Source organism: Roseateles noduli (genome assembly GCF_050626985.1).
In the GTDB taxonomy this organism is placed as follows: Bacteria; Pseudomonadota; Gammaproteobacteria; order Burkholderiales; family Burkholderiaceae_C; genus Roseateles; species Roseateles noduli_A.
Genome location: NZ_CP192463.1, coordinates 5,463,951 through 5,476,107 on the forward strand (window position 1 = coordinate 5,463,951; position 12,157 = coordinate 5,476,107).

At 69.1% G+C, this 12,157-nt stretch carries 11 protein-coding genes; 4 read left to right on the forward strand and 7 right to left on the reverse strand.

Annotation, left to right across the window (positions count from 1 at the left end; translation table 11 throughout):
- Window positions 1–69: 69 nt before the first annotated feature.
- Complete coding sequence (locus ACQ4L4_RS23820; RefSeq protein WP_431101324.1) at window positions 70–438, reverse strand: DUF1304 domain-containing protein; 369 nt, start codon at window positions 436–438, stop codon at window positions 70–72.
- Between the two features lie 64 nt (window positions 439–502).
- On the opposite strand from ACQ4L4_RS23820, the gene ACQ4L4_RS23825 reads away from it, so the two are divergent.
- The 4 genes from ACQ4L4_RS23825 (at window position 503) to ACQ4L4_RS23840 (ending at window position 6,933) form a co-directional block, all read left to right on the forward strand.
- Window positions 503–2,569 carry an ATP-dependent helicase gene (locus tag ACQ4L4_RS23825; protein ID WP_431101325.1) on the forward strand — a complete coding sequence of 689 codons (2,067 nt, stop codon included), beginning with the start codon at window positions 503–505 and terminating at the stop codon, window positions 2,567–2,569.
- A 270-nt stretch (window positions 2,570–2,839) separates the two neighbouring features.
- The gene (locus tag ACQ4L4_RS23830) at window positions 2,840–3,403 is read left to right on the forward strand and encodes an ImmA/IrrE family metallo-endopeptidase (protein ID WP_431101326.1); all 564 of its coding nucleotides are present in this window, start codon (window positions 2,840–2,842) and stop codon (window positions 3,401–3,403) included.
- A 171-nt stretch (window positions 3,404–3,574) separates the two neighbouring features.
- Complete coding sequence (locus tag ACQ4L4_RS23835) at window positions 3,575–4,273, forward strand: lysoplasmalogenase (RefSeq protein WP_431101327.1); 699 nt, start codon at window positions 3,575–3,577, stop codon at window positions 4,271–4,273.
- Window positions 4,270–6,933, forward strand: a complete 2,664-nt coding sequence (locus ACQ4L4_RS23840; RefSeq protein ID WP_431101328.1) for a hypothetical protein — start codon at window positions 4,270–4,272, stop codon at window positions 6,931–6,933. The genes ACQ4L4_RS23835 and ACQ4L4_RS23840 overlap by 4 nt, the downstream gene beginning before the upstream one ends.
- Before the next feature lie 26 nt (window positions 6,934–6,959).
- On the opposite strand, the gene ACQ4L4_RS23845 is transcribed toward ACQ4L4_RS23840, so the two are convergent.
- The 6 genes from ACQ4L4_RS23845 to ACQ4L4_RS23870 all read right to left on the reverse strand — a co-directional run bounded on the left by ACQ4L4_RS23845 (window position 6,960) and on the right by ACQ4L4_RS23870 (window position 12,066).
- Window positions 6,960–7,796 carry a LytR/AlgR family response regulator transcription factor gene (locus ACQ4L4_RS23845; RefSeq protein WP_377158257.1) on the reverse strand — a complete coding sequence of 279 codons (837 nt, stop codon included), beginning with the start codon at window positions 7,794–7,796 and terminating at the stop codon, window positions 6,960–6,962.
- A gap of 55 nt (window positions 7,797–7,851) precedes the next feature.
- Window positions 7,852–8,307 (reverse strand): hypothetical protein, encoded by a 456-nt coding sequence (locus ACQ4L4_RS23850; protein ID WP_431101329.1) that lies wholly within the window; start codon window positions 8,305–8,307, stop codon window positions 7,852–7,854.
- The gene (locus tag ACQ4L4_RS23855; RefSeq protein WP_431101330.1) at window positions 8,304–9,836 is read right to left on the reverse strand and encodes a sensor histidine kinase; all 1,533 of its coding nucleotides are present in this window, start codon (window positions 9,834–9,836) and stop codon (window positions 8,304–8,306) included. The genes ACQ4L4_RS23850 and ACQ4L4_RS23855 overlap by 4 nt, the downstream gene beginning before the upstream one ends.
- Window positions 9,837–10,062: 226 nt before the next feature.
- Entirely contained in the window at window positions 10,063–10,632 is a 570-nt protein-coding gene (locus ACQ4L4_RS23860) for a YceI family protein (RefSeq protein ID WP_431105005.1), read from the reverse strand.
- Window positions 10,633–10,772: 140 nt separating this feature from the next.
- Entirely contained in the window at window positions 10,773–11,333 is a 561-nt protein-coding gene (locus ACQ4L4_RS23865) for a YceI family protein (RefSeq protein ID WP_431105006.1), read from the reverse strand.
- A 169-nt stretch (window positions 11,334–11,502) separates the two neighbouring features.
- Window positions 11,503–12,066 (reverse strand): cytochrome b, encoded by a 564-nt coding sequence (locus tag ACQ4L4_RS23870; protein ID WP_431105007.1) that lies wholly within the window; start codon window positions 12,064–12,066, stop codon window positions 11,503–11,505.
- Between the last annotated feature and the right edge of the window lie 91 nt (window positions 12,067–12,157).

The following is a 12,157-nucleotide window of genomic DNA, read 5'->3' on the forward strand; positions in this document are numbered from 1 at the left end:
CAAACCGGTCAACCCGGGCAACCCCGGGCAACCCGAGCAACCCGAGCAACGGGCCCGGACCGCGTTCCCTCAGCTCAACAGCAGCAATGCGAGGCCGATCGCCGCCGGAACGGCCTGGATGAAGAGGATCTTGCGGCTGGCCGTCGCGGCGCCATACAGGCCCGCCACCAGCACGCAGGCCAGGAAGAAGATCTTCACCGGTCCGCCGGCCGCGCCCAGCACCAGGCCCCAGATCAGCCCGGCCGCGAGGAAGCCGTTGTACAGCCCCTGATTGGCGGCCAGCACCTTGCTCGCCTCGGCGAATTCCTGGGTCAGTCCGAAGGCCTTGCGGCCCTTGGGCGTGGTCCAGAGGAACATCTCCAGGATCAGGATGTAGACGTGGATCAGCGCCACGAGGGCGACGACGACATTCGCGGCAATGGCAAGTGTTGTGTTCATGGTTCGCACTGTACGTCCCGCTATCATCCCCGGCCCCTCCGCGCTTTCCTGTCCCCCACGTTCCATGTCCAAAGCCCAGCTCAACCCCGCCCAACTGGCGGCGGTGCATCACCTCTCGGGGCCGTGCCTGGTGATCGCGGGCGCGGGCTCTGGCAAGACGAGCGTCATCACGCAGAAGATCGCCAAGCTGATGTCCGAGGGCTACCGGCCCAAGAACATCGCCGCGATCACGTTCACGAACAAGGCCTCGCAGGAAATGCGCGAGCGCGCCAAGCACCTCGTGGGCAACAAGGCGGGCTCGGAGCTGCTGGTGTCGACCTTCCACTCGCTGGGGGTGCGCATCCTGCGGCAGGACGGCCGCCACCTCGGGCTCAAGGAGCAGTTCTCCATCCTCGACTCGGACGACGTGCTGTCGGTGCTGCGCGATGCCGGCGGCACGACCGACGCGGCGACGGCGAAGTCCTGGCAGTGGACGATCTCCCTGTGGAAGAACCAGAACCTGAGCCCGCAGCAGGCGCTGGCCTACGCGAAGGACGACATGGAGCGCGCCGCCGCCGTCGTCATGCAGCGTTACCAGGAGCGGCTGACCGCGTACCAGGCGGTCGACTTCGACGACCTGATCGGCATGCCGCTGAAGCTGCTGCAGACCAATGAAGAGGCGCGCGGCAAGTGGCAGGAGACGCTGCGCTACGTGCTGGTCGACGAGTACCAGGACACCAACGCGGTCCAGTACGAGCTGCTGAAGTGTCTGGTCGGCGATCGCGCGATGTTCACCGCCGTCGGCGACGACGACCAGTCCATCTATGGCTGGCGCGGCGCGACGATCGAGAACCTCAAGAAGCTGCCGGTCGATTTCCCGCAGCTGAAGATCATTCCGCTGGAGCAGAACTACCGCTCGACCAGCGCGATCCTGCGCGCCGCCAACAACGTGATCGGCGGCAATCCGAAGCTGTTCCCGAAGACGCTGTGGAGCGAGTTCGGCGAAGGCGATCCCATCACGCTGATCGAGGCCGACGGCGAGGAGCACGAGGCCGAACGCGCCGTCGCCCGCATCCAGTCGATCCGGGCCAACCATCCGACGACGAAGTTCTCGGACTTCGCGATCCTGTACCGCGCCAACCACCAGGCGCGCATCTTCGAGCAGGCGCTGCGCCGCGCGGAGATCCCCTACAAGGTCTCCGGCGGGCAGAGCTTCTTCGACCGCACCGAGATCAAGGACCTCTGCGCCTGGCTGCGGCTGCTGGTCAACCAGGACGACGACCCGGCCTTCCTGCGCGCCGTGACCACGCCCAAGCGCGGCATCGGCCACCAGACGCTGGGGCACCTGAGCGAGTTCTCGGCGAAGTGGAAGCTGTCCATGTTCGAGTCGCTGTTCGCCGAGTCGCTGAAGGCGACGCTGTCGAGCAAGGCGCTGCACGGGCTGCACGAGTTCGGCCGCTATGTCGTCGACCTCGAGTACCGCGCCCGCCATGCCGTCGGCGGCGAGGAGGGCAAGGCGCTGATCATGGAATGGCTCAAGGACATCGCCTACGAGCAGTACCTGATCGACCAGGAAGACAACGAGAAGGTCGCGCAGGCCCGCTGGAGCAACGTGCTCGACTTCGTCGACTGGGTCGCCAAGCGCTGCGGCGGTGAGATCTCGACCGACGGCGGCATCACCACCGAGAGCCCGCGCCAGACGTTGCTGGAAGTGGCGCAGACGATCAGCGTGATCCTCTCGCTGGCCGAGCGTCAGGAGGAACAGGACCAGGTCGTGCTGACGACGCTGCACGCGTCCAAGGGCCTGGAATGGCCGCACGTGATGCTGGCGGGCGTCAACGAAGGCCTGCTGCCGTTCAAGGCCGAGAACGACGAACTCACGCCCCAGCGCGTCGAGGAAGAGCGCCGCCTGATGTACGTCGGCATCACGCGGGCGCGGCGGACGCTGGCGGTGTCGACGCTGCGGCGGCGGAAGAAGAACCGCGAGACGGTCGTCGGCGTGCCCAGCCGCTTCATCGCGGAGATGAAACTCGGCGAGGGCGGGGTCAAGGAAGACCCCCGCGAAAAGCTCAAGCGCATGCGCGAGCAGCTCGCCGCGAAGGCCGCCGATACGGCAGCGAAACAGGCGCAGGCGGCGAAGGACGATCGCTGATTCCTGCGCTTGGCCAAGCGCGGGCACTCCACGGTGCAGGGGGCATCCCTCCGGGAACCCCCAGCACCATTCCGGCCCCAGTGCGACTCGCTGACTGCTCGTGGATGGAGAGGGTGCCCTGGCGTTGATAAGGCCGCGGGCTGGCAAGACCTGTCACTCGAACAGTCAGTGACGGTGGTGGGCGAACGATTCTTACTGGTTCGAGTCATTTCGCGGCGAGGCGCGCGTTTCTAGCATCCGGTCCCTCTGCGCCCGCCGAGGAGACCGACCATGGACGCTGCCCCGCTTTCCTGCCACCCCTTCCGAGATTCCCCCGAGCCGGCCGACGCCGCAACGCGTCACCGCGCCATCGATGCCCTCGCCGACGAACTGCGCAAGGCGCTCTGGGATCAGGCCACGCTGCCGCTGAACGCCCACGAACTGGCCGACGGCGCCGGCGTCGAGATCCGCGACCGCGGCGGACCGCAGGAGCCGATGTATCCCCATCGCGGCCGGCTCCTCTATCTGGATGAGCGCCCGGTGATCGAGCTGAGCCTCGCCGAGGACCCGATGCGGCGCCGCATCGTGCTGGCACATGCGTTGGGCCATCACCTGCTCGGGCACGGTGCGGTACCGCCGGAGACGGCGTCCAACCTCTCCATTCACAGCCCGCGCCGCATCGAGCAGGACGCCCATCGCTTCGCGCTGGACCTGCTGATGCCGGACTTCGCGATCTACCGGCTGATGAACCAGGGAGTCGTCAGTGCCCGCAGGCTCTCGGAGAAGTTCTTCGTCCCCGAGTCCGCCGTCCACGAACGCCTGCAGGCCCTGGATCGGCACTGGTCGCATCTGTGATGCTCGCGCCCGTCGTGCGCTCCGTGCGCTCCGTGCGCTTCGCGCGCGCCACGGGCGGTGATCGACACGGCGCGGCGGTCAGCGTCAAGCGCCGTGTCGACCCTGTAAGGTCTGCCATGTCACCCGGAACCGGGGGGTGGGTGTCGTCGGCAAACGGCAAAATGCCGGCGCATGACAGCCTCCGCCGCCAAGTCCGCCACCAGGCTCGCCGCCGCGCTCCCGCTGCTGACCCTCCTCAGCGCGGCTGCCGCCATCCTCGCGTTGTCACAGCCCGCGCAACTGCCGCCGTCCCTGGCCTTCGTCTTCAAGCCGCTGACGACGATCCTCATCCTGCTCTACGCCTGGCGTCGTGGCGCCGACCGTCCGCGGCTGGCGCGCTGGCTGCGCGCCGGGCTGCTGTGCTCGCTGGCGGGCGACATCGCGCTGCTGTGGCCGGCGCAGGGCTTCCTGCCCGGTCTGGTGAGCTTCCTGGCCGCCCATGTCTGCTACATCGTCGGCTTCTGCACCCGCAAGAAGCTGGGCGCCGTGCGCTGGCCCTTCCTGATGTTCGGCATCATCGCGGCGGCGGTGCTGGGACGGCTCTGGCCGCACATCCCCGGCGAGCTGCGCGCACCGGTGGTCGTCTACGTCGTCTGCCTGTCGGCCATGGCGGCGCAGGCCTGGGCCTGGTGGCGCGGCAGCGTCGGTCAGCCCGATGAGCCGCTCGCGCGCTGGGCCGCGTGGGGTGGCACGCTGTTCGTGCTGTCCGACGCGATGCTGGCGATCAACAAGTTCGCAGGTCCGCTGGAGATGGCCAGCTTCTGGGTGCTCGCGAGCTACTGGCCGGCACAGTGGTGCATCGCCAGCAGCCTGGAGCGGCGCCGCGCATGAAATTCGTCCTGCCTCGGCGCCCTTCATCGCTGGCCACGCTGGTGACCGGCGTGGCATGCGCCGCCGTCGGGCTCTGGCTCATGCGGCACTACCCGGTCGAACCGGTGGCCGCCACCGCGTTGTGGGTGGCGATCGCGGTGGCCAGCTTCTTCGGATGGCGCTCGTTGCCGCTGCTGGTGCCCGCGCTGGTGCCGGTGATCGGGTTCGCGCCGTGGACCGGCTGGATCACCTTCGAGGAACTCGACCTCTTGGTGCTGGCCGTCGCCGCCGGCGGCTACGCCGCGATCGCGGTGACCGAGCCGCCGCACAAGCCGGTGGCGTGGCGTAATCGGACGCTGCGCTGGCGCGCCGCGGTGCGGGTGTTGATGGCCGTGTTCGCGTTGTCCGCCTTCATCGCCGTCTGGCGCGGCTTCGACCAGGCCGGCGGCGTGCAGTTCGGCTTCTGGCAAGGCTTCCAGGAGCCGATGAACAGCCTGCGCGCCGGCAAGAGCTTCTTCCTGGTCCTGCTGCTGCTGCCGCTGTGGCAGAAGGCGTCGGACCTGCGGCCCTCGTCGGTGCAGCGCCTGTCGCGCGCGGCCTGGGTGCTGGTGCTGGTCACGACCTCGCTCGGCGCGCTGTGGGAGCGCTGGGTCTACACGGGGCTGCTGGACTTCTCGTCGGACTACCGCACGACCTCGCTGTTCTGGGAGATGAACGTCGGCGGCGCGTCGCTGGACGGCGCGCTGGCGTTGAGCCTGCCCTTCGCGATGCTGTGGGCGATGCGGGAGCGCCGCCCGCTGCGCTTCGTGATGGCGCTGGCGGTGATGCTGCTGGCGTTCTACGCGTCGCTGACGACGTTCTCGCGCGGTGTCTATCTGGCGGTGCCGTTCGGCATGGCGATCTGCGCGCTGCTGTGGGCGGTGCAGCGCCGCGATGAAAGGAACACATCGAGACAGGAGGCGGCGCCGTCGTCCCATGTCTTCCCCGGTGCGCGTGGGGCGGTGCCGCTCGCCTGGTCGGCCGGCGTGATCATCGGCACCGCGGTCGCCGCCTGGGTGCTCTTCGGCGCCGGCGGCTATCGCGCGTTGCTCGCGTTGGCGGGCAGCGTCGCGGTGCTGCTGGCGATGCCGGCCTCGCGCGCAGCGTGGCCGCGCGGACAGCAGCGGGCGCTGATGGCGCTGTCGCCGTTGCCGGCGCTGCTGCTGGCCTTGCTCGGCGGATTGCTGATCGATCTCGTGCCCAAGGGCGCCTACCTGATCGACGGCATCGTCGTGCTGCTCGGCCTCGGGCTGGCCTGGTTGTGGCGCGGCGGACTGACGCAGCCGTCGCAGGCCTTCGCGCTGGCGATCGTGTGGATGGCGACGCTCGCCGGCACGGGGCTCGTCGCGGTGCATTGGGGTGGCGGTCAGGACCTGATGGCGATCGCCGCCGTGCTGTCGGTGCTGGCGATCGCGTGGATCGCGACGCAATGGTCGCCGCGCGTCGGCGCCGATCTGCGCACCGCCGGCTGGCGCATCCGCGGCCTCGTGTGGACGGGCTGTCTGCTGGCGTGCGCGGTGGTCGCGGCGCTGGGTGGTGGCGCCTACATCGGCCAGCGGATGTCGACCGGACAGCAGGATTTCGAAGCTCGTCTCGAGCATTGGCGCGTCAGCCTGGGTCTGCTCAAGTCCATGGACGAATGGCTGCTGGGCAAGGGCAGCGGCCGGTTCCCGGCGAGCTTCGCCAACGGCGGGCCCTTCGACGAGCGCGTGGGTGACTACCACCTGAACCCGGCGCGTTCCGAGTTGCACGCGTCCGGCCTGCCCGGCGCGGAGCCGTTCCCGCATCCGACGGTGACGCTGACCAGCGGCCTGCACCAGATGGGGCACGGCGAGATGTTCCGGCTCAGCCAGCGTGTGCCGGCGGTGGCCGGCGAGGTGGCGGCGACGGTGACGCTGCGCACGCAGTTCAAGACGCGCCTGCGCGTCGAGATCTGCGAGAAGTTCCTGCTCTACCCGCTGCGCTGCGTGGACCGCGAGACCGATGTGGAGCCGATGGGCGGCGCGTGGCAGCCCGTGCAACTGAAGCTGGGCCAGGCGCCGGCCGACTTCGGCGGCCGGTCCTGGGCGCCGAAGCGTCTGGTGGCCTCGGTGACGCAGAACTGGCGCGGCGGCGTGCTGGAGATCGCGTCGATCTCGATCGTCGACAGCGTGCACGGTCCGTTGCTGCGGAACGGTGATTTCAACGAGGGTCTGGCGCGCTGGTTCTTCACCAGCGACCGCAACCACATGCCCTTCCACATGAAGAGCCTGCCGGCGCACGTGCTGTTCGAGCAGGGCCTGTTCGGCCTGGCGCTGTGGACCAGCCTGCTGGTGACGGTGCTGGTGCGCCTGAGCTTCGGCGCGGGGCGCCACCATCCGCTGGCGCCGGCGGTGGTGGGCGGGCTGGCGGGCTTCGTGATCGTGGGGCTCTTCGACAGCCTCATCGACGCGCCGCGGATCGCCTTCCTGTTCTACGCGCTGATGGCGCTGGGGCTGGGCCTGCGGGCGTCGTCACGCAAGTCGCATCGCCCGGGCGATCCCGACTCCCGCCTGGAACTGGAGACCCTGCAGCCGGAGCTGGAGTCCGCCTTCGAGGACGCCCCCGAAGTCCGCCGCGCGATGGCGGCGGCAGGCGTCAAGCTGAAAGGTCCGCCACGCTGACGCGGTGTGCCCGATTCTGGGCCGGGTCACATGCCTTTGAACAGGTGCGTGTAGCTGCGGCTGACTTCGAGCTTTTCATCGAGTCCGCGGACCCCGACCAACTGGCGTCCGCGGAAGTCGCGGCTGATCCCGTTGATGGCCTTGACGTTGACCAGCGTCGAGCGGTGGATCTGCCAGAACAGCTTGGGATCCAGCTCGTCGACGAGTTCCTTGATCGGCTTGCGGATCAGCGCCTCGACGGTCGGCGTCTGGACGCGGGTGTACTTCTCGTCGCTGATGAAGAACAGCACTTCCTCGACCGGGATCATCTGGATCGTCTGGCCGACCGAGGCCTGGATCCACTGCAGGTACTGCGGCGAGCCGCTGGTGTTGTTGACCCGCGCCGACAGCGAGTGCAACAGCTGCTGCAGCGTGCCGGTGCTCGGGCCTTCGGGCTCGACCTCGCCGCTGCGCAGGGCCAGGCGCTTCTTGATGCGCTCGACGGTGACCAGCAGGCGATCCCGCTCGGCGGGCTTGAGCACGTAGTCGCAGACGCCCTGCTCGAAGGCCTCGACCGCGTACTGGTCGTAGGCGGTGATGAAGACGATCTCGGGCAGGGGCCAGTCGTCGTCGTCGGGCAGCTGCGCGATCTGCTTGGCGGCCTCGACGCCGGTCAGGCCCGGCATGCGGATGTCGAGGAACACCAGGTCGGGCTTGTGCTCCTTGACCAGTTCGACCGCCTCCAGGCCGTTCTTGGCCTCGGCGACGATCTGCAGCTCGGGCCAGACCTCGGCGATGCGGCTGCGCAGCTGCTCGCGCATCAGGCGTTCGTCGTCCGCGAGGACGGCGCGGGGGGCGTGGTGGGTGTCGCTGGTGTCGCTCATGGGAGGCGATGTTAGGGCAGGTCAGCGGCGATCCGGCGGCGGACCGCGCGTGGCCTCAGGCGTGGAGGGACGGTTCGGCCGGCGTCGACGTCATGGCCGGCGCTGCCGGCGCGGGCGGCACCCGCGGCGCCTTGCGCGGCTTGTCGCGCACGATCAGCCAGACGACGAGGCCGATGGGCAGCAGCGGCGAGCCCACCACCGCGCCGACGCCCGCCAGCGCGGCCAGCGCCACGAGCGCCAGCCCGCCCAGGATCAGCAGCGGCAGGCCCAGGCCGAGCAGCAGCACCAGCGGCACGACCAGGCACATCACGACGATGGCGATGATCAGGCCGAGCCCGGCGCCGAAGGCGTCGGCGATGCCCATGCCGCTCAGGATGACCTCCTCGCCGTCGACGGTGAGGTGCACGCCCGGGACGTCGCCGAGCAGATGGATCACGCCCCAGCCGAGCAGCAGCGCGCCGGCGACGAGGACGAATCCGAGGACGAGAAGGGTCTTGAACAGCGTTTTCATGCGTGTGCTCCTTGCGTGCCTGGTTCGGGTGCGTGGTGGGCGGAGGTCCGGTAGGGGACGGTGATGATCACGACGGTGCCGGACGGCTGGTTCTCGGCGACGGTGACGCTGGCGGCCTTGCCGTAGAGCAGCGAGAGCCGCTCGCGGATGTTGGCCAGGCCGACGCCGGTGCCCGAGGTCGCGGCGCGGCCGAAGCCCAGGCCGGTGTCGGCGACGGTGACCTGCAGCTTGCCGTGGACGATCTCGGCCTTGAGCAGCAGGCTGCCGCCCTCGGCCTTGGGTTCGAGGCCGTGCTTGATGGCGTTCTCGACCAGGCTCTGGATCATCATCGGCGGGAACTCGGCGGACAGCAGGCCGTCCGGCACCTCGATGCGCGACACCAGGCGCTCTTCCATGCGGACCTGCAGGATCTCGAGGTAGGGCCGGATGACGGCCATCTCGCGGCCCAGGTCGCGCACGCCGCCGTTGGCGTTGGCCTCGCGCATCGTCGGCATCGAGGCCCGCAGCAGCGCGATCAGGTTCTTCTGCATCTGCGAGGCGCGCGGCGGATCGGTCTCGATCAGGTGGTCGATCGACGCCAGCGTGTTGAACAGGAAGTGGGGCTCGACCTGCGCCTGCATCGCGGCCATGCGGGCTTCGACGACCTGACGGCGCAGCGACTCGGCCTCGGCGGTCTCGGTGGCCTTGGCGGCCTTCACCTCGGCCTGCAGGCGGCCCTTGTAGGTGGCCTTCAGCAGTGCCGAGGCCAGCACGACCAGGATGGCCAGCTTGTCGAGGAAGTCGCCCAGGTGCACGGTGCGGTACCGGGTCTTGCGGGAGGTCTCGCGCTGGACCTGTTCGAGCTCGTCACGCGCTTCCTCGGCATCGGCCTTGGCCTGCCGGGCTTCTTCCGCCGCCTCCTCGAGGGCGCGCTTGGCGTCGGCGGCGGCGGACTTCACCGCGTCGCGGATGGCCTCGCGCTGCTTCTCGTTCGGGATACGGATGTCCACGGACGGCAGGTTGGGGTCGACGGCCCCTTCGGCGTCGGCGGCGGACGCGGCGCTGGCCGGCGAGGCCGGATGGCGCGGCACGATGCGCACGCCGCGGCTGTCGATCTGGACTTCGTAGCGCAGGCCGTCGCCATCGACCGCGGAGGATGCGCCGTGACCCGCCTCGGAGCCGGCTTCGGCGGAGTCGGCGGGTTTCGTGGCCTTGTCGATCTTCTTCTGCGCCTCGGCCACCTTCTTCTCCGCTTCGGCGGCGCGCTGCTTCTCGCGGCGTTCGCGGTCAGTGTCGCGATCGCGGCGGAGGTCCTTGGGCGGATGGATGGTCTCGGTCGTCTCGACCGGCAGCTGCCAGCTGAAGGAGAAAGGCGGGAGGGTCTGGAGGATGTTGGCGCCGATGATCAGCATCACGGCCAGCAGCGTGAAGCGCTTCCAGGTGATGGACACCAGCCAGTTGCCGTAGGCGTGGAAGCCCTGCTCGGCGGCTTTCATGAAGCTCTGCCAGCGCTGGCGCGGGGTGGGGGAGGCGGGAGTCGGCGCGTTCATGGGAGGACCTGTCGTATGGCTCGCACTTTACGCAAGACCCCGGCGCCCCCGGGGCGGCGGGCGACGCGCCGTGAAGACGGCGGGATGGACTGCACCGATCGGCGACAGGCCGGAGGCCCGGATGGCCCATGCGCCCCCCATCGGGGCGGGCGCCACAAGCGCCACAAACGCGAAAGGCCCGCTTCCGCGGGCCTTCCGGCATGGTTGTGAAGTGTTCCCGGGGGGATTACTGCTTCACGGCCTCGACCTGGACGATGACCTTGATGTCCTTCGAGAAGCCGTACTGGATCCCGTAGTCGACGCCGAAGGCGGTGCGGTCGAAGGTGGTCTCGAAGTCGCCGCCGCAGACTTCGCGCTTGAGCATGGGGTTGTCGTAGCAGTTGAAGTTGGTGGCCGTCAGCGTCACCGGCGCAGTCTTGCCCTTCAGCGTCAGCTGGCCGGCCACCGAGGCGACCTTGTCACCCGAGAAGGTGAACTTGTCGCCGACGAACTTGGCCGTCGGGTTGTTGGCCACGTCGAAGAAGTCCTTGCTCTTCAGGTGGGTGTCGAACTGCGTCGAACCGGTGCTGATGCCGTTCATGTCGAAGGTGATCTCGACCTTGCCCGACTTGCCGGCCTTGTCGAACTGCACGGTGCCTTCCTTCTTGTCGAAGCGGCCGCGGTTGGTCGAGGTGCCGAAATGCTTGATCTCGAACGTGGCGTAGGTGTGCGTCGGGTCGATCGCGTAGGTCGCGCTCTGGGCCTGGGCCAGGCCGGCGACGGCGAGCAGGGAGGCGAGCAGCAGGGCTTTCTTCATCATGGTGGTGGGTCCTTGTCGAACAGTTGTCGGAACAGTGATGGAACCGCGGCGGGTACCGCGGTGGAGAAGGAACCGGGCGAAGGACCCGGACCGGTTGGAGAAATCGGGGGAGGCTGCGGATCGGCCGCGGAATCGGCTTACAGCGGCGCCATGCCGGTGATGGCCAGCTTGAACTTCACCTGCACGTCGTTGGCGACGATGGAGGTGTCCTTCCATTCGCCTTCGCCGATGTTGAAGTCCAGCCGCTTGATCGCGAACGCGCCGGTCGCCGTCGTCGTGCCGCCGGCCTGGGCCAGCGCCACCGGGACGACCACGTCCTTGACCTGACCCTTGATGGTGAGCTTGCCGGCGGCTTCGAACTTGCCGCCGCCCAGCGCCTTCAGCGAGGTGCTCTGGAACGTGGCCGTCGGGACCTTCTTGACGTTGAACCACTCGGGCTTGACCAGCTCCGCGTCGGTCGCGGCGTCGCCCAGCGTGGCGCTGCCCAGCTCGATCGACAGGCTCACCTTGCCCGCCGCGGCGTTCTTCGGATCGAAGGCCAGCTGCGCATCGAATTTCTTGAAGTGACCGTCCACCGGCACGCCCATCTGGCGGAAGGTGAAGGCGATGTCGCTCTGCGCCGGCACCAGCTTGGGCGCGGCCGCTGTCGTGGCGGCGGCTGCCGTGGCGGGCGCGGCCGCCGGCTTGGTCTGCGCCATCGCCGGCGCGGCCAGGAAAAGGGCGGCGCTCAGCACCGACAGCGCGGTGATCGAGAGATGGGTGGCCATGCGTGCGGTCATGAGGTCCTCTGCCAGTCGTGGGTCTTGGGGGTCAGGTGTTGTCAGGTGTCGTGTCTTGCGGGCCGGGCCGGGGCTGTAGCCGTGCCGCTCAGGCGCGGCCCGGGAGCATGCGCCGCAGCAGGCCGTCCTTGTCGAGGACGACATGCTTGACCACGGCGCCAAGGTGGGCAAGCACCAGCAGCCCCAGCCCGTAGGCGAAGAACTGGTGGACCTGCTTCAGCGATTCGGCCAGTTCCTTGTCCTTGCCGACGAAGTCCGGCAGCGGCAGCACGCCGAACCACACGATCGGGAAGCCCGCCGCCGAGCTGTAGGCCCAGCCGCTCAGCGGCACCGCGAAGAAGGCCGCGTACAGCAGCCAGTGCACCGCGTGCGCGCCCAGCTTCTGCCAGCCCGGCATCGGCAGGTCCACCGGCGGGCGGTGCGTCAGGCGCCACAGCAGCCGCAGCGCCGACAGCGCCAGGATCGTCACGCCGGCCCACTTGTGCCAGTTGAAGAGCTTCAGCCGCGTCAGCGAGAACGGCAGGTCGGCCATGTACCAGCCCACCGAGAAGGTGCCGATGATCGCGATCGCCAGCACCCAGTGGAAGAGCATCGCCAGGCCGTCGTACCGGGTCTTGCCCGCGGGCGGCAGCGCAGCCGTCACCGGCGGCATCGCCGTGGACGCGGGCGCCGCCGGCGCGGCGATGGAGGCGGCGGGGGCCGCGGCGCCATCGAGCGTCTCGGCGGGCAGCGTGGGCTGCTGG

Bases quoted from the DNA above. Each gene is read 5' to 3' on its own strand.
- ACQ4L4_RS23830 (WP_431101326.1), top strand. From the start codon at position 2,840: ATGGACGCTGCCCCGCTTTCCTGCCACCCCTTCCGAGATTCCCCCGAG.
- ACQ4L4_RS23845 (WP_377158257.1), bottom strand. From the start codon at position 7,796: ATGAGCGACACCAGCGACACCCACCACGCCCCCCGCGCCGTCCTCGCG.
- ACQ4L4_RS23825 (WP_431101325.1), top strand. From the start codon at position 503: ATGTCCAAAGCCCAGCTCAACCCCGCCCAACTGGCGGCGGTGCATCAC.
- ACQ4L4_RS23840 (WP_431101328.1), top strand. From the start codon at position 4,270: ATGAAATTCGTCCTGCCTCGGCGCCCTTCATCGCTGGCCACGCTGGTG.
- ACQ4L4_RS23850 (WP_431101329.1), bottom strand. From the start codon at position 8,307: ATGAAAACGCTGTTCAAGACCCTTCTCGTCCTCGGATTCGTCCTCGTC.
- ACQ4L4_RS23865 (WP_431105006.1), bottom strand. From the start codon at position 11,333: ATGGCGCAGACCAAGCCGGCGGCCGCGCCCGCCACGGCAGCCGCCGCC.
- ACQ4L4_RS23820 (WP_431101324.1), bottom strand. From the start codon at position 438: ATGAACACAACACTTGCCATTGCCGCGAATGTCGTCGTCGCCCTCGTG.
- ACQ4L4_RS23855 (WP_431101330.1), bottom strand. From the start codon at position 9,836: ATGAACGCGCCGACTCCCGCCTCCCCCACCCCGCGCCAGCGCTGGCAG.
- ACQ4L4_RS23870 (WP_431105007.1), bottom strand. From the start codon at position 12,066: ATGCCGCCGGTGACGGCTGCGCTGCCGCCCGCGGGCAAGACCCGGTAC.
- ACQ4L4_RS23835 (WP_431101327.1), top strand. From the start codon at position 3,575: ATGACAGCCTCCGCCGCCAAGTCCGCCACCAGGCTCGCCGCCGCGCTC.
- ACQ4L4_RS23860 (WP_431105005.1), bottom strand. From the start codon at position 10,632: ATGAAGAAAGCCCTGCTGCTCGCCTCCCTGCTCGCCGTCGCCGGCCTG.